The organism is Aureimonas frigidaquae, assembly GCF_001463905.1.
Classification (GTDB): domain Bacteria; phylum Pseudomonadota; class Alphaproteobacteria; order Rhizobiales; family Rhizobiaceae; genus Aureimonas; species Aureimonas frigidaquae.
Genome location: NZ_BBWR01000022.1, coordinates 1 through 16,256, shown reverse-complemented (window position 1 = coordinate 16,256; position 16,256 = coordinate 1). Strand labels below are relative to the sequence as shown.

Annotated in this window: 11 protein-coding genes and 1 tRNA gene; all 12 read right to left on the bottom strand. The window is 62.9% G+C overall.

Translation table 11 applies throughout. The features are described from left to right. Positions 1-62: 62 nt before the first annotated feature. Positions 63-2,153, bottom strand: a complete 2,091-nt coding sequence (gene fusA / locus AUL30_RS19100) for an elongation factor G (protein WP_062229505.1) — start codon at positions 2,151-2,153, stop codon at positions 63-65. A gap of 30 nt (positions 2,154-2,183) precedes the next feature. Further along, complete coding sequence (gene rpsG / locus AUL30_RS19095; RefSeq protein WP_062229504.1) at positions 2,184-2,654, bottom strand: 30S ribosomal protein S7; 471 nt, start codon at positions 2,652-2,654, stop codon at positions 2,184-2,186. Positions 2,655-2,689: 35 nt separating this feature from the next. Then, the gene (rpsL, locus tag AUL30_RS19090; protein ID WP_062229503.1) at positions 2,690-3,061 is read right to left on the bottom strand and encodes a 30S ribosomal protein S12; all 372 of its coding nucleotides are present in this window, start codon (positions 3,059-3,061) and stop codon (positions 2,690-2,692) included. A 402-nt stretch (positions 3,062-3,463) separates the two neighbouring features. Continuing rightward, a complete protein-coding gene (gene rpoC, locus AUL30_RS19085; protein ID WP_062229502.1) occupies positions 3,464-7,696 on the bottom strand; it encodes a DNA-directed RNA polymerase subunit beta' in 4,233 nt (1,410 codons plus the stop codon). 126 nt (positions 7,697-7,822) lie between these two features. Continuing rightward, complete coding sequence (gene rpoB, locus AUL30_RS19080; RefSeq protein ID WP_062229501.1) at positions 7,823-11,971, bottom strand: DNA-directed RNA polymerase subunit beta; 4,149 nt, start codon at positions 11,969-11,971, stop codon at positions 7,823-7,825. A gap of 364 nt (positions 11,972-12,335) precedes the next feature. Then, complete coding sequence (rplL, locus tag AUL30_RS19075; RefSeq protein WP_062229500.1) at positions 12,336-12,713, bottom strand: 50S ribosomal protein L7/L12; 378 nt, start codon at positions 12,711-12,713, stop codon at positions 12,336-12,338. A gap of 52 nt (positions 12,714-12,765) precedes the next feature. Then, on the bottom strand, positions 12,766-13,284 hold the full coding sequence (rplJ, locus tag AUL30_RS19070) for a 50S ribosomal protein L10 (protein WP_062229499.1): 519 nt from the start codon (positions 13,282-13,284) through the stop codon (positions 12,766-12,768). 402 nt (positions 13,285-13,686) lie between these two features. Continuing rightward, entirely contained in the window at positions 13,687-14,382 is a 696-nt protein-coding gene (rplA, locus tag AUL30_RS19065; protein ID WP_062229498.1) for a 50S ribosomal protein L1, read from the bottom strand. A gap of 4 nt (positions 14,383-14,386) precedes the next feature. Next, positions 14,387-14,815 (bottom strand): 50S ribosomal protein L11, encoded by a 429-nt coding sequence (gene rplK, locus AUL30_RS19060; protein WP_062229497.1) that lies wholly within the window; start codon positions 14,813-14,815, stop codon positions 14,387-14,389. 149 nt (positions 14,816-14,964) lie between these two features. Next, on the bottom strand, positions 14,965-15,495 hold the full coding sequence (gene nusG, locus AUL30_RS19055; protein ID WP_062229496.1) for a transcription termination/antitermination protein NusG: 531 nt from the start codon (positions 15,493-15,495) through the stop codon (positions 14,965-14,967). Between the two features lie 19 nt (positions 15,496-15,514). Beyond that, positions 15,515-15,715: a preprotein translocase subunit SecE gene (gene secE, locus AUL30_RS19050; protein ID WP_062229495.1), complete on the bottom strand. Its 201-nt coding sequence runs from the start codon at positions 15,713-15,715 to the stop codon at positions 15,515-15,517. Positions 15,716-15,969: 254 nt separating this feature from the next. Beyond that, positions 15,970-16,045 (bottom strand) — tRNA-Trp (locus AUL30_RS19045). Positions 16,046-16,256 lie beyond the last annotated feature (211 nt).

Sequence of the window (16,256 nt, the reverse complement as noted above, 5' to 3'; positions counted from 1 at the left end):
TCTGGCTCTCCACTCAATCTGGTTCGGTCACTCGGACCGGGAAGGAATGCCCGACCGTCAGGTCAGGCGTACTTCTTCTGAATTTCTTCCGCGACCTGGTTCGGCACCTGCTCGTAGTGATCGAACTGCATCGTGTACTGCGCACGGCCCTGAGACATGGACCGCAGCGTGTTGACGTAGCCAAACATGTTGGCCAGCGGCACCATGGCGTTGATCGCCGTCGCGATGCCCCGGTTCTCCGTGCCCTGGATCTGGCCACGGCGGGAGTTCAGATCGCCGATCACGTCACCGACGTAATCTTCCGGCGTCACGACCTCGACCTTCATGATCGGCTCGAGCAGCTTCGGACCGGCCTTCTGGATGGCCTCGCGGAAGCCGGCACGACCGGCGATCTCGAAGGCGAGAACCGAGGAGTCGACGTCATGGTAGGCGCCGTCGATCAGTTCGGCCTTGATGTCGACCATCGGGAAGCCTGCCAGCGGACCGGAGGTCATGACCGACTCGATGCCCTTCTGGACGCCGGGGACGTATTCCTTCGGAACCGAACCACCGACGATCTTGGACTCGAAGGTGAAGCCCTGGCCGAGTTCGGCAGGAGCGAAGGTCATCTTGACCCGCGCGAACTGGCCGGTACCGCCCGTCTGCTTCTTGTGCGTGTAGTCGACCTCGGCCGCACGGCTGATCGTCTCACGATAGGCGACCTGCGGAGCGCCGATATTGGCCTCGACCTTGAACTCGCGCTTCATGCGATCGACCAGGATGTCGAGGTGGAGCTCGCCCATGCCGGCAATGATCGTCTGGCCGGATTCTTCGTCCGTCTTGACGCGGAAGGACGGATCCTCGGCAGCCAGGCGGTTGAGGGCCAGGCCCATCTTTTCCTGGTCGCCCTTGGTCTTCGGCTCGATCGCGATCTCGATGACCGGCTCGGGGAATTCCATGCGCTCCAGGATGACCGGCTTCAGCGGATCGCAAAGCGTATCACCCGTGGTGACTTCCTTAAGGCCGGCCAGAGCGACGATGTCGCCGGCGAAAGCCTCTTCGATGTCGACACGAGAGTTGGAATGCATCTGCAGCATGCGGCCGATGCGTTCCTTCTTCTCCTTCACCGTATTGACGAGCGAGGCGCCCTTGGCGAGCTTGCCCGAATAGATACGGCAGAAGGTCAGCGAGCCCACGAACGGATCGTTCATGATCTTGAAGGCGAGCATGGAGAGCGGCGCGTCGTCGGAGGACACACGCGTGGTCTCTTCCTCGGTCTTCGGATCGATGCCCTTGATCGCCGGCACTTCGACCGGGGACGGAAGGAAATCGACGACCGCGTCGAGCAGCGGCTGGACGCCCTTGTTCTTGAATGCGGAACCGCACAGAACCGGCGTGAACCACACGTCGCAGGTGCCCTTGCGGATCAGGCGACGCAGTTCGTCATTGGAGGGCATGGTGCCTTCCAGATAGGCTTCCATCGCAGCTTCGTCGACTTCGACGGCAGCCTCGATCATGGCCTCGCGGTAGGACTCCGCCTGCTCCTGCATGTCTGCCGGGATCTCGACGACATCCCACTGTGCGCCGAGCGTCTCGTCGCGCCAGATGAGAGCCTTCATCTCGATCAGGTCGATGACGCCCTTGAACTCGTTCTCGGCGCCGACCGGCAGCTGGACGACGATCGAGCGCGCGCCGAGGCGCGACTTGATCATCTCGACGCAGCGGAAGAAGTCCGCGCCCGTCTTGTCCATCTTGTTGACGAAGATCATGCGCGGGACATGATACTTGTCTGCCTGGCGCCAGACGGTCTCGGTCTGCGGCTCGACGCCGGCATTGGCGTCCAGCAGCGCGATGGCGCCGTCCAGAACGCGCAGCGAACGCTCGACTTCAATCGTGAAGTCGACGTGGCCCGGCGTGTCGATGATGTTGAAGCGACGCTTCTTGCCGTCACGACCTTCCCAGAAGGTGGTCGTCGCAGCAGACGTAATCGTGATGCCGCGCTCCTGCTCCTGCTCCATCCAGTCCATCGTCGCGGCGCCGTCATGGACTTCGCCGATCTTATGCAGCTTACCGGTGTAGAACAGAATGCGTTCGGTGGTCGTGGTCTTCCCGGCGTCGATATGCGCCATGATACCGAAGTTGCGGTAGTCCTCGATGTCGTATTCGCGGGCCATGGGCGTCGCCTTTCAAGATCAGATTCAGGATTACCAGCGGTAATGCGAGAATGCGCGGTTCGCTTCCGCCATGCGGTGCGTGTCTTCGCGCTTCTTGACCGCGGTGCCCCGGTTGTTCGCGGCATCGAGAATTTCACCCGACAGGCGATCGACCATCGTCGTCTCGTTGCGGTTGCGCGCAGCGGAGATCAGCCAGCGGATCGCGAGGGCCTGGCGACGCTCCGGACGGACATCGACCGGCACCTGGTAGGTCGCGCCACCGACGCGGCGGGAGCGGACTTCGACGTGCGGCGCGACATTGTCGAGCGCCTGATGGAAGATCACCAGCGATTCCTGGCGGCTCTTCTCGTGCACGACGTCGAAGGCACCGTAGACGATGCGCTCGGCAACCGACTTCTTGCCGTCATACATGATGGCGTTCATGAACTTGGTGACGATCAGGTCACCAAACTTCGGATCGGGATTGATCTCGCGCTTTTCAGCGGAATGACGACGGGACATCTGTTGGTCTCTCGTTCTCGGTCTGACGGCTGGTGTTACTTCGGACGCTTGGCGCCGTACTTGGACCGGCGCTGACGGCGATCCTTGACACCCTGCGTGTCCAGCACGCCGCGAATGATGTGGTAGCGCACACCGGGAAGGTCCTTCACGCGACCGCCGCGGATCATGACCACGGAGTGCTCCTGAAGGTTATGCCCCTCACCCGGGATGTAGCCGATGACTTCGAAGCCATTCACGAGGCGGACCTTGGCGACCTTCCGGAGAGCCGAGTTCGGCTTCTTCGGCGTGGTCGTGTAGACACGCGTGCAAACACCCCGCTTCTGCGGGTTGGCCTGGAGAGCCGGGACCGTGTTGCGCTCGGTCGGACGAACGCGCGGCTTGCGGATCAACTGGTTAATGGTCGGCATCCCAACCTTCCCTCTTCTCTATCGTCACGGTTCAAAACGAACATGACCGCATCGGCCGAGCCTGATGGCTCATACACGAAACCGGGCAATCCGCCCGCGTTACACGAGCTGCCCGGCACAAAGCAGAGGATCGGAACCCGATCATGCGACCAGCGATATGACGTTCGTTGAACTGAGCCTTGTTTGAAACGTAGGTCCTGGACTCGGCGCCCTTGGACGGAACAAGCTTCACATCGGCTCTGTTGCGCGGTTTTTAACGATTCCGCCTGTCATCGTCAAGCCCCTCTCCGCGCTGGAGTCCGAGCTTGCGATGCATGGCTTTCATGCATCAAGGAACGAACCCCGCCAGGGGGATTCGGATGAGCGAACGGGGCCGACTGGCGGCCCCGTCCGGTTGTCTTATCAGCGCAGGTTGCCTTCCGCCTGCCGGACGTCGGCGGGCATCTGCCCCCCGGACATGTCGGACAGGAGGTTGTCGGTCTGCCCGGACGCCGAGGTCTTGCGACGGTCGTCGATAATCAGGTCATCCCGCGAGGTCGCGATCCGGCGGATCTGGGTCATCATGCCGCCCGTACCGGCCGGGATGAGGCGGCCGACGATGACGTTTTCCTTCAGGCCCTGCAGCGTGTCCGTCTTGCCGGCCACGGCCGCTTCCGTCAGCACGCGGGTCGTCTCCTGGAAGGAGGCGGCCGAGATGAAGGACGGCGTCTGCAGCGACGCCTTGGTGATGCCGAGCAGGACCGGCACGCCCGAAGCGGGCTTCTTGCCGTCCTGTTCCAGCCGCTCGTTCAGCTCGGCGAGCTCGATCCGGTCGATGTTGTCGCCCGGAATGTAGCCGCTGTCGCCCGACTCGGTGATCTCCACCTTCTGCAGCATCTGGCGAACGATCACCTCGATGTGCTTGTCGTTGATGAGCACGCCCTGCAGACGGTAGACTTCCTGGATCTCGTTGACGAGGTAGGACGCAAGGGCCTCCACGCCGCGGATCGCCAGAATGTCGTGCGGCGCCGGGTTGCCATCGAGAATGTAGTCACCCTTCTCGATGATGTCGCCTTCCTGAAGGTGGAAGGGCTTGCCCTTCGGAATCAGGTACTCGACCGGCTCCACACCGTCTTCGTGCGGCTCGATCACGATGCGCCGCTTGTTCTTGTAGTCGCGTCCGAAGCGGACCGTACCGTCGATCTCGGCGATCACGGCATTGTCCTTCGGACGGCGCGCCTCGAACAGTTCGGCGACGCGCGGCAGACCACCGGTGATGTCCTTGGTCTTGGCGCTTTCCATCGGAATGCGCGACAGGACGTCACCCGCCTTTATCTTGGCACCCGGCTCCACCGACAGGATGGCGTCGACGGAGAGGAAGTACCGGGCATCCGAACCGCGGGCGAGTTTCAAGACCTGCCCGTCCGCGCCACGAATGACGATGGCCGGCTTCAGGTCCGAACCGCGCGGGTTCGCACGCCAGTCGATGACCTGGCGCTTGGTGATGCCGGTCGACTCGTCGGCCTGCTCGGAGACCGACAGGCCTTCGACCAGATCCTCGAACTCGATCGTGCCGTCCAGCTCGGTCAGCACCGGGCGGGTATAGGGATCCCACTCGGCGATGCGCTGGCCGCGCCGCACCTTGTCGCCATCGTCCACGAAAATACGCGAACCATAGGTCAGCCGGTGCGAGGCCCGCTCCTTGCCGCCCTGATCCAGGATCAGGATGGCCATGTTGCGGCCCATGGCGACCAGGCGTCCCTCGGAGTCCCGCACCACGTTGCGGTTGCGGATCTTGACCGTGCCCTCGTAGGAGGCTTCCAGGAAGGACTGGTCGACCACCTGGGCGGTACCGCCCATGTGGAAGGTACGCATGGTGAGCTGGGTGCCCGGCTCGCCGATGGACTGTGCCGCGATGACGCCAACGGCCTCGCCCATGTTGACGGGCGTGCCGCGTGCAAGGTCACGACCGTAGCAGACGGCGCAGATGCCGGTGCGCACTTCGCAGGTCAGGGCCGAGCGGATCTTGACCGACTGCACGCCGGCCTTCTCCACGATCTCGACGTCCCGCTCCTCGATGGTCGCCCCACCGGCCACAAGGACCTCACCCGTTGCCGGATGCAGGATATCCTCCAGCACCGTCCGGCCCAGGATGCGCTGGCCGAGCGTCGCGACGACCTGGCCGGCATCGACGATCGGCTGCATGGTCAGGCCGTTCTGCGTGCCGCAATCGGTCTGCGTAATGATGCAGTCCTGCGCGACATCGACGAGACGGCGGGTCAGGTAACCGGAGTTCGCGGTCTTCAAGGCGGTGTCTGCCAGGCCCTTGCGAGCGCCGTGCGTGGAGTTGAAGTACTCCAGAACGGTCAGGCCTTCCTTGAAGTTGGAGATGATCGGCGTCTCGATGATCTCGCCCGAAGGCTTGGTCATGAGGCCGCGCATAGCCGCGAGCTGGCGCATCTGGGTGGGCGAACCACGCGCACCGGAGTGCGACATCATGTAGATCGAGTTCATCGGGCGCTGGCGACCGGTTTCATCGAACTCGACCGCCTTGATGCGGCCCATCATCTCATCGGCGATCCGGTCCGTGCACTTGGCCCAGGCGTCGACGACCTTATTGTATTTTTCGCCCTGGGTAATCAGGCCGTCATTGTACTGCTGCTCGTATTCCTTGGCGAGCGCCTGGGTTTCGGCGATCATCTTCTCCTTGGTGTCGGGGATGAGCATGTCATCCTTGCCGAAGGAGATGCCGGCCATGCAGGCATGCTTGAAGCCGAGCTGCATGATCCGGTCGCAGAAGATCACCGTCTCCTTCTGACCGCAGTGGCGGTAGACCTGGTCGATGAGCTTGGAGATGTTCTTCTTCGTCATCAGCTCGTTGGCGATGTCGAAGGGAATCTTCGCGTTCTTCGGCAGGAGCTGGCCGATCAGGAGGCGGCCCGGCGTCGTCTCGTACACCTTCGACGTCTCGTTGCCATCCGCATCCACGGAGCGGTAGCGCCCGCGGATCTTGGTGTGCAGCGTGATCGCCTTGGAATGCAGCGCATGCTCCATCTCGCCGATATCCGAGAAGGCCATGCCCTGGCCCGGCTCGTTCTCGTTCATGATGGACAGGTAATAGAGGCCGAGAACCATGTCCTGCGACGGCACGATGATCGGCTGACCATTGGCCGGATGCAGGATGTTGTTCGTCGACATCATCAGCACGCGGGCTTCCAGCTGCGCCTCGATGGACAAGGGCACGTGCACGGCCATCTGATCGCCGTCGAAGTCGGCGTTGAAGGCGGTGCAGACCAGCGGATGAAGCTGGATGGCCTTGCCCTCGATCAGCACCGGCTCGAAGGCCTGGATGCCGAGGCGGTGCAGCGTCGGAGCGCGGTTGAGCAGGACCGGATGCTCGCGGATGACCTCGTCGAGGATATCCCAGACTTCCGGACGCTCTTTCTCGACCAGCTTCTTGGCCTGCTTGACCGTGGAGGAATAGCCCTTGGCGTCGAGCCGCGCATAGATGAACGGCTTGAACAGCTCCAGCGCCATCTTCTTGGGCAGGCCGCATTGATGAAGCTTCAGTTCCGGACCGGTCACGATGACCGAACGGCCGGAATAATCCACGCGCTTGCCGAGCAGGTTCTGACGGAACCGGCCCTGCTTGCCCTTCAGCATGTCGGACAGCGACTTCAGCGGACGCTTGTTGGCACCCGTGATGACGCGGCCGCGGCGGCCGTTGTCGAAGAGCGCGTCGACGGCTTCCTGCAGCATCCGCTTCTCGTTGCGGATGATGATGCCCGGCGCCCGCAGCTCGATCAGCCGCTTCAGGCGGTTGTTGCGGTTGATGACGCGGCGGTAAAGGTCGTTCAGGTCGGAGGTCGCGAAGCGGCCGCCATCCAGCGGGACAAGCGGGCGCAGGTCCGGCGGGATCACCGGGACGACGCTCATGATCATCCACTCGGGACGATTGCCCGACTCCAGGAAGTTCTCGACGATCTTCAGACGCTTCATCAGCTTCTTGGTCTTCAGATCGGAGGTCGTCTCGGCCAGCTCGGCGCGCAGGTCACCGGCGATCTTCTCCAGGTCCATCGAGGAGAGGAGTTCCTGGATGGCCTCGGCACCGATGAGCGCGGTGAAGGAATCCTCGCCATACTCTTCGCTGGCGATGATGTATTCTTCTTCCGTCAGGAGCTGGTGCTCCTTAAGCGCGGTGAGGCCCGGCTCGGTGACGATATAGTTCTCGAAATACAGGACGCGCTCGATATCCTTGAGCGTCATGTCGAGCAGCGTGCCGATGCGGCTCGGCAGCGACTTCAGGAACCAGATATGCGCCACCGGCGCGGCCAGCTCGATATGGCCCATGCGCTCGCGCCGCACGCGCGAGAGGGTGACCTCGACGCCGCACTTTTCGCAGATGATGCCCTTGTACTTCATGCGCTTGTACTTGCCGCACAAGCACTCGTAGTCCTTGATCGGACCGAAGATGCGGGCGCAGAACAGGCCGTCGCGCTCCGGCTTGAAGGTCCGGTAGTTGATTGTCTCCGGCTTCTTGATCTCGCCGAACGACCAGGACAGGATCTTCTCCGGGCTCGCGAGCGAGATCCGGATCGAATCGAAAGACTGGGCCTGCACCTGAGGATTGAAGAGATTCATGACCTCTTGATTCATGGTGCTATCTCCTTCTGGCGCATCGCGCCCCGCGCGCCGGAGGCCGGCGCAAACCTAAAATCCCGGTAGAAGGACCGGCGCCCGGTATCGGCGCCGGCCTGGCGCGCCTTTCGGCGCGCCTGCCGATCACTCGGCTGCGTCGGGCAACCTGTCGTCCCCGTTGGCCGACAGGCGCGGCTCGGTCGAGTTGGACAGGTCGACGTCGAGACCCAGCGAGCGCATTTCCTTGACGAGCACGTTGAAGCTCTCCGGAATGCCCGACTCGAAGGCGTCATCGCCGCGCACGATGGACTCGTACACCTTGGTGCGCCCGGCCACGTCGTCCGACTTGACTGTCAGCATCTCCTGCAGCGTGTAGGCGGCGCCATAGGCTTCGAGCGCCCACACCTCCATCTCGCCGAAGCGCTGACCACCGAACTGCGCCTTGCCGCCCAGCGGCTGCTGGGTGACCAGCGAGTAAGGGCCGATCGAACGGGCGTGGATCTTGTCGTCCACCAGATGGTGCAGCTTGAGCATGTAGATGTAGCCCACCGTCACCTGCCGGTCGAAAGGCTCGCCGGTACGCCCGTCATAGAGCGTCACCTGGCCCGATCCGTTCAGACCGGCCTTCTCCAGCATTTCAACGATGTCATGCTCGTTGGCACCGTCGAAGACGGGCGTTGCGATCGACACGCCGCGCTTCATCTGACGTGCCAGCGTGACCACGGACTCGTCGTCGTAGGTGTTGACCTTCTCGTTGCGGTCGTTGTCGCCCAGAAGACCGGAGATCTCCTGACGCAGCGGCTGCACGTCGTGGCTCTGCTGGTATTGCTCCAGAAGCTCCCCGATGCGCCGGCCCATGCCCGCACAGGCCCAGCCGAGATGCGTCTCCAGGATCTGCCCGACATTCATGCGCGACGGCACGCCCAACGGGTTCAGAACGATGTCGACATGCGTTCCGTCCTCGTTGAAGGGCATGTCCTCCACCGGCACGATGCGCGACACGACACCCTTGTTGCCGTGACGGCCGGCCATCTTGTCGCCCGGCTGGATCTTGCGCTTCACCGCAACGAAGACCTTGACCTGCTTCATGACGCCGGGGGGCAGTTCGTCGCCCCGCTGCACCTTCTCGACCTTGTCCATGAAGCGCCCTTCGAGGGTCGTCTTGGACTCGTCATAGACGTTGCGCAGGTCTTCGAGCTCGCCCTGGAGCTTCTCGTCCTCGACGGCGAACATCCACCACTGGGAGCGCGGATACTCCTGGATGATCGACGCGGAGAGTGTCGTGCCCTTCTTGAAGTTTTTCGGACCGGCCACGGCGACCTTTCCGTCCAGCATGTCGACCAGGCGCCCGTAGACGTTCCGGTCGAGGATGGCCTGCTCGTCGTCGCGGTCCTTGGCCAGGCGCTCGATCTCCTCGCGCTCGATCGCCATCGCGCGCTCGTCCTTCTCCACGCCATGGCGGTTGAAGACGCGCACTTCGACGACCGTGCCGTAGGTTCCGGGAGGCATGCGGCTCGACGTGTCGCGCACGTCGGACGCCTTCTCGCCGAAGATGGCGCGCAGCAGCTTCTCTTCCGGCGTCATCGGGCTTTCGCCCTTCGGCGTGATCTTGCCAACCAGGATATCGCCCGGCTGAACTTCGGCGCCGATATAGACGATGCCGGCCTCGTCGAGGTTCTTGAGCGCCTCTTCCGACACGTTCGGAATGTCGCGCGTGATCTCTTCCGGTCCGAGCTTGGTGTCACGCGCGGCGACTTCGAATTCCTCGATGTGGATCGAGGTGAAGACGTCGTCCGCGACGATGCGTTCGGACAGGAGGATCGAGTCCTCGTAGTTGTAGCCGTTCCAGGGCATGAAGGCGACAAGCACGTTCCGGCCAAGGGCCAGATCGCCGAGATCCGTGGACGGACCATCCGCGATGATGTCGCCCTTCTGCACCCGGTCGCCCATCTTCACCAGCGGGCGCTGGTTGATACAGGTCGACTGGTTCGAACGCTGGAACTTCATCAGGCGGTAGATATCGACGCCGGAACGCCCGGCCTCCAGATCATCCGTGGCGCGCACGACGATACGGGTCGCATCGACCTGGTCGACGATGCCCGTCCGGCGCGCCGCGATGGCGGCACCGGAATCGCGCGCGACGACCGGCTCCATGCCGGTGCCCACGAAGGGCGCCTCGGCCCGCACCAGCGGCACGGCCTGACGCTGCATGTTCGAACCCATCAGAGCGCGGTTCGCGTCGTCGTTTTCGAGGAACGGGATCAGCGCCGCGGCGACGGAGACGATCTGCTTGGGCGACACGTCCATCAGGTCGATGTTCTCACGCGGGGTGATCACGTTGTCGCCGGCATGGCGGCACACGACGAGGTCGTCGACGAAGGTGTTTTCCTCCGTCAGGACCGCATTCGCCTGCGCGACATGGTGCTTGGCCTCTTCCATAGCCGACAGGTAGACGACGTCGCCCGTCACCTTGCCGTCGATGACGCGCCGGTACGGGCTTTCGATGAAGCCGTACTTGTTGACGCGCGCAAAGGTCGCCAGCGAGTTGATCAGACCGATGTTCGGGCCTTCCGGCGTCTCGATCGGGCAGATACGGCCGTAATGCGTCGGGTGCACGTCGCGCACCTCGAAGCCGGCGCGTTCGCGGGTCAGGCCACCGGGTCCGAGCGCCGAGATACGCCGCTTATGCGTGATCTCGGACAGGGGGTTGGTCTGGTCCATGAACTGCGAGAGCTGCGAGGATCCGAAGAACTCGCGCACGGCGGCGGCCGCCGGCTTGGCGTTGATCAGGTCCTGCGGCATGACGGTGTCGATCTCGACCGACGACATACGCTCTTTGATCGCCCGCTCCATGCGGAGCAGGCCGACGCGGTACTGGTTCTCCATCAGCTCGCCGACGGAACGCACGCGGCGGTTGCCGAGATTGTCGATGTCGTCGATCTCGCCTTTGCCGTCGCGCAGGTCGACCAGCGTGCGGACGACCGCGAGGATGTCTTCCTTGCGCAGGACGCGAACGGTGTCCTCGGCCTTGACGTCCAGGCGCATGTTCATCTTGACACGGCCGACCGCCGACAGGTCGTAACGCTCGGCGTCGAAGAACAGCGAATGGAACATGGCCTCGGCCGTTTCCATCGTGGGCGGCTCACCCGGACGCATGACGCGATAGATATCGAAGAGTGCGTCCTGGCGGCTTTCGTTCTTGTCCGCAGCCAGCGTGTTGCGGATATAGGCGCCCACCGTGACGTGATCGATGTCGAGCACCGAAATCTCGTCATAGCCGGCGTCGACCAGCACCTTGAGCGTCTTCTCGTCGATCTCGTCGCCGGCTTCCAGATAGACTTCGCCCGTCTGGTAGTTGACGACGTCTTCGGCCAGATAGTTGCCGTAGAGGTCTTCGTCGCTGGCCCGGAGCGCCTTGACGCCCTTGTCCTTGAGCTGACGCGCCTGACGCGCCGTAACCTTCTTGCCGGCTTCGACGAGGATCTCACCGCTATCGGCATCGATCAGGTCGGTCATCGGCTTCTGGCCGCGGATCCGCTCCATCGTGAAGGGAATGCGCCAGCCCTTGGCGTCCTTCTCGAACTTCACGATGTTGTAGAAGGTCGAGAGGATCTCTTCCCCATCCATGCCCAGCGCCATCAGAAGGCTGCTGACCGGGATCTTGCGGCGGCGGTCGATGCGCGCAAAGACGATGTCCTTGGCGTCGAACTCGATGTCGAGCCAGGAACCGCGATAGGGAATGACGCGCGCGGCGAAGAGCAGCTTGCCGGACGAGTGGCTCTTGCCCTTGTCATGATCGAAGAAGACGCCCGGCGAGCGGTGCATCTGCGAGACGATCACGCGCTCGGTGCCGTTGACGATGAAGGTGCCGTTGGACGTCATGAGCGGCATGTCGCCCATGTAGACATCCTGCTCCTTGATGTCCTTGATGGACTTGGAGCCGGTATCCTCGTCCACATCGAACACGATGAGGCGCAGCGTCACCTTCAGCGGCGCGGCGAAGGTCAGATCGCGCTGGCGGCATTCGTCGACGTCGAACTTCGGCTGTTCGAACTCGTACTTGACGAATTCGAGCATCGAATGGCCCGAGAAATCGGAAATGGGGAAGACGGACTTGAAGACGGCCTGAAGCCCCTCGTCAGGGCGACCGCCTTCCGGCTCGTCCACCATGAGGAACTGATCGTAGGATGCCTTCTGCACCTCGATCAGGTTGGGCATTTCGGCAACTTCGGGGATATGCCCGAAGAACTTGCGTACGCGCCTGCGACCGCTAAACGTCGTCGTCTGAGACATCGTCGCTCCTTGCTTTCGACACTGCCCTCGCCGAAGGGCTCAACTTCCAAAGCCTTCCGTGGAAGGCTCGCCGCACCCGCCGGAGCGAACACGACTTCGACCTATGCGGACCACCGGCCCATCCGCGTCTTCCCGAAAGTCCCGCCGGCCAAGGGCCCTCGGGAAGAGGCGGCACACCTGCAACAAGGGCGGAACCCGAAGCGCTGCAGGGCATTTCCTTTGCCGAACGGACCCAGGACATTGCCCGGATCATCGGCTGCGTTCGGGGGCGGCCGGAGCCGTCCGATTTTCCGAACGCGGAAGGCGGAACGGCAAAATGCCGTCCCGCCGACCATTTTCACGTCGAACTGCGCGCAGGGCGCAATTACTTGACGTCGACCTTCGCGCCAGCCTTTTCGAGCTGGTCCTTGATCTTGGCAGCCTCGTCCTTGGACACGGCTTCCTTGACCGGCTTCGGAGCACCGTCGACCAGGTCCTTGGCTTCCTTGAGGCCGAGACCCGTGATCGCACGGACTTCCTTGATGACGTTGATCTTCTGCGCACCGGCGTCGGTGAGGATGACGTCGAATTCCGTCTTCTCTTCCTCGACGGCGGCAGCGCCGGCGCCACCAGCGGCAGCCGCGACGGCAACCGGAGCAGCGGCGGAAACGCCCCACTTCTCTTCCAGCATCTTCGACAGCTCGGCCGCCTCGAGGACGGTCAGGCTCGACAGGTCTTCAACGATCTTGGCGAGATCAGCCATTGTAGTCACTTTCCTAAGGTTCGGTTCTTATGAATGCAGCGAGGAACAAGCCTCACGCCGCTTCGTCCTTCTTGGCATATGCCCCGAATACGCGAGCGAGCTGACCGGCAGGCGCTGCGACCACGCCCGCAATGCGGGTGGCCGGCGTCTGAATCATGGCGATCAGCTTGGCGCGCAGTTCGTCGAGCGACGGGAGCGAGGCCAGGGCCTTCACACCTTCCGCGTCGAGGGCGGTGGCACCCATGGCTCCACCCAGGATAACGAGCTTGTCGTTGCCCTTGGCGAAGTCGTTGGCCACCTTCGGAGCCGCGATCGGATCGCTGGAATAAGCAACCAGCGTCTGGCCTTCGAAAAGGTCAGCGATCGTTTCGGCTTCCGTGCCTTGAAGAGCGATTTTGGCGAGGCGGTTCTTCGCGACTTTGACGGTGCCCCCCTGATCGCGCATCTTGGAACGAAGATCGTTCATCTGCGCGACGGTGAGACCGGCGTAACGAGCCACCACGATCGCGCCCGAGCCTTTGAAGGTCTCGTGCAGCTCCGTGACGAACTCGCGCTTTTCCGCTCTGTCCACTGCCACTCTCCAGTTGAGGCTTCCCATGAAGGGTCGCCCCGGTTGCCTTTGGCCGCCCTTACGGACGACCGCTCGAGGATCCTGTCCCCTTGGCGTCACTGGAGCCGTGCCGGCCCCGTCTTCAGCTCAAGGCATTCAGAGGTTCGAACCCAATGCCGGGTTTCCCCGACCAATTCGGAACTCTCACCGTCTCATGCGGGCCACTCCATTAAGAGAGCCGGTCGCCCGGACCCTCACCCGCAATCTCGGACAGGAAATCCGGAAAGCGCCTATGCGGGCGTTTTCCGGCTTTCCCCGGCCGGAGCCGGGGAAATTCGTCGTGGGAAGGGAGCGCATATAGTCATGCGCCCTGCCCTTGTTAACCCCCGCCGACACCAAGGCGTCGGCCGGAGCGATCCGGCCTTACGCCTGGACCGTCGCGGGGTCGATCTTCAGGCCCGGGCCCATCGTCGACGACAGCGCGACGCGCTGGACGTAGGTGCCCTTGGCGCCGGACGGCTTGGCCTTCTGCACGGCATCGGCGAAAGCGCGGATGTTTTCCACCAGCGCGTCGTCACCGAAGGACGCCTTGCCGATACCGGCATGGACGATGCCCGCCTTTTCGACACGGAACTCGACGGCGCCGCCCTTGGAAGCCTTGACCGCCGCCGTGACATCCGGGGTCACCGTGCCGACACGCGGGTTCGGCATCAGGCCGCGGGGGCCGAGCACCTTGCCCAGACGGCCGACCAGGCCCATCATGTCCGGCGTGGCGATGGCGCGATCGAAATCGATCTCGCCGCCCTGCACCTTCTCGACCAGATCTTCCGCACCGACGATGTCGGCGCCGGCAGCCTTGGCCTCTTCGGCCTTGTCGCCACGCGCGAAGACCGCGACGCGAACGGTACGGCCGGTGCCGTTGGGCAGGTTGACCACGCCACGAACCATCTGGTCCGCATGGCGCGGATCGACGCCGAGGTTCAACGCCACTTCGATCGTCTCGTCGAACTTGGCGGTCGCACGCGCCTTCAGAAGCTTCACGGCCTCGGAAAGGTCATAGAGCTTCTCGCGGTCGAGACCGTCACGGGCCTTTGCAATTCGCTTGCCGATCTTTGCCATCGTGTCAGCCCACCACTTCCAGGCCCATGGAGCGGGCAGAGCCCTCGACCATCGCCATTGCCGCATCAACGTCGTTCGCGTTGAGGTCCTTCATCTTCTTTTCGGCGATCTCGCGCACCTGATCGCGCGTGACCTTGCCGGCGCCCGTCTTGCCCGGCTCCTTGGAGCCCGACTTGATGTTGGCCGCCTTCTTGAGGAAGTAGGTGACCGGAGGCGTCTTCATCACGAAGGTGAAGGACTTGTCCTGGTAGTAGGTGATGACCACCGGGACGGGCGAGCCCTTCTCCATCTCCTGGGTCTGCGCGTTGAACGCCTTGCAGAACTCCATGATGTTGATACCGCGCTGACCGAGCGCCGGGCCGATGGGCGGCGACGGCGTGGCGGAAGCGGCGGCAACTTGCAGCTTCAGCTGCCCTGCAACTTTCTTAGCCATAATTCTCTGCCTTTTTCAGTGTGCCGGTTGCCCGGCGACTGGCCACACGATCGTGCGGCCCTTGCAGCCCACGCGGTACGGCGCCTTTCGACCGGCAAAAGCCGACGCGCCTTCCGCATGGCATGGACCGCGTCGCCGCGGCCCGTCGATCAGACCTTTTCGACCTGACCGAATTCGAGATCCACCGGCGTCGCGCGGCCGAAGATGGAAACCTCCACCTTGAGGCGCGTGCGCTCGTGATCGACTTCCTGGACGATGCCGTTGAAAGAGGCGAAGGGACCGTCCGAGACCCGCACCTGCTCACCGATATCGAAGCTGATGCTCGACTTGGGACGCTCCACGCCTTCCTGAACCTGGCTCAGGATCTGAGTGGCTTCCGCTTCCGAAATCGGTACCGGACGATTGTCCGGACCCAGGAAGCCCGTCACCTTCGGGGTGTTCTTGATCAGCGAAAAGACCTGATCGGTCAACTCGGCCTTGACCAGGACATAACCCGGGAAAAACTTGCGCTCCGCATCGACCTTGCGGCCGCGCCGCACCTCGACGACCTTCTCGGTCGGCACGAGGATCTTTTCGAACTTGTCGGACAAGCCCTTCTGACGCGCCTGCTCCTCGATCGACTCGGCGACCTTCTTTTCAAAGTTCGAATAGGCGTGGACGATATACCAACGAGCTGCCATGACATTCACCTTCCAGAAATCAGCGGCCGGCGCTCATGACGAAGCCGACCAGGAAACCAAGCGCCTGGTCCGCAACGAAGAAGAACGCAGCAGCGAACACGACCATCACGAGAACCATGATCGTGGAGATGAACGTCTCCCGGCGGGTCGGCCACGTCACTTTCGAGACTTCGGTCCGAACCTGCTGGAGGAACGTGAATGGATTTGACTTCGAGGCCATATACCGCCCATGGCATTAGGCGCGTAAAAGCCGAGATCGGCCCTACGCACCTCGTGTCCGTTAAATTTCGTCTTAACCGCGTGCGCCGCGATTCACAAGAGGAAATGCATAGATTTTTACCCCGCAACCATTCCCGGCCGGGGTTCGCATTCCCTCAATCCAAATCAGACTATATCAGGTCGCGTCGGCGTACAACCGCCATTTCAGCACCTTCCGGCACCCGGCCTGTTTGGGCTGTGATGCGGCAGCGGACGTGGCAGGGGCAGAGGGACTCGAACCCACGACCTGCGGTTTTGGAGACCGCCGCTCTACCAACTGAGCTATACCCCTGCAGGGTCCGCGCCAACGTGGGAAACCCACCGGAGCAGAAAGACGACCGATGGCACTGCGCCGCCGTCGGCGGCCGCGTGACCGCCTGTCATCCGGCTTGGGATTACCGGCTCGCACTGCGCATTGCAAGCCGATTCGATACGCGACAAACGCGCTTTTTTCCGCCTGAACGACAAAGGCGGCACCCGGGGGGGCGCCGCCTTGCATGTTA

Bases quoted from the DNA above. Each gene is read 5' to 3' on its own strand.
- fusA (WP_062229505.1), bottom strand. From the start codon at position 2,153: ATGGCCCGCGAATACGACATCGAGGACTACCGCAACTTCGGTATCATG.
- rpsL (WP_062229503.1), bottom strand. From the start codon at position 3,061: ATGCCGACCATTAACCAGTTGATCCGCAAGCCGCGCGTTCGTCCGACC.
- rpsG (WP_062229504.1), bottom strand. From the start codon at position 2,654: ATGTCCCGTCGTCATTCCGCTGAAAAGCGCGAGATCAATCCCGATCCG.
- secE (WP_062229495.1), bottom strand. From the start codon at position 15,715: ATGGCCTCGAAGTCAAATCCATTCACGTTCCTCCAGCAGGTTCGGACC.
- rplL (WP_062229500.1), bottom strand. From the start codon at position 12,713: ATGGCTGATCTCGCCAAGATCGTTGAAGACCTGTCGAGCCTGACCGTC.
- rpoC (WP_062229502.1), bottom strand. From the start codon at position 7,696: ATGAATCAAGAGGTCATGAATCTCTTCAATCCTCAGGTGCAGGCCCAG.
- rplK (WP_062229497.1), bottom strand. From the start codon at position 14,815: ATGGCTAAGAAAGTTGCAGGGCAGCTGAAGCTGCAAGTTGCCGCCGCT.
- rpoB (WP_062229501.1), bottom strand. From the start codon at position 11,971: ATGTCTCAGACGACGACGTTTAGCGGTCGCAGGCGCGTACGCAAGTTC.
- nusG (WP_062229496.1), bottom strand. From the start codon at position 15,495: ATGGCAGCTCGTTGGTATATCGTCCACGCCTATTCGAACTTTGAAAAG.
- rplA (WP_062229498.1), bottom strand. From the start codon at position 14,382: ATGGCAAAGATCGGCAAGCGAATTGCAAAGGCCCGTGACGGTCTCGAC.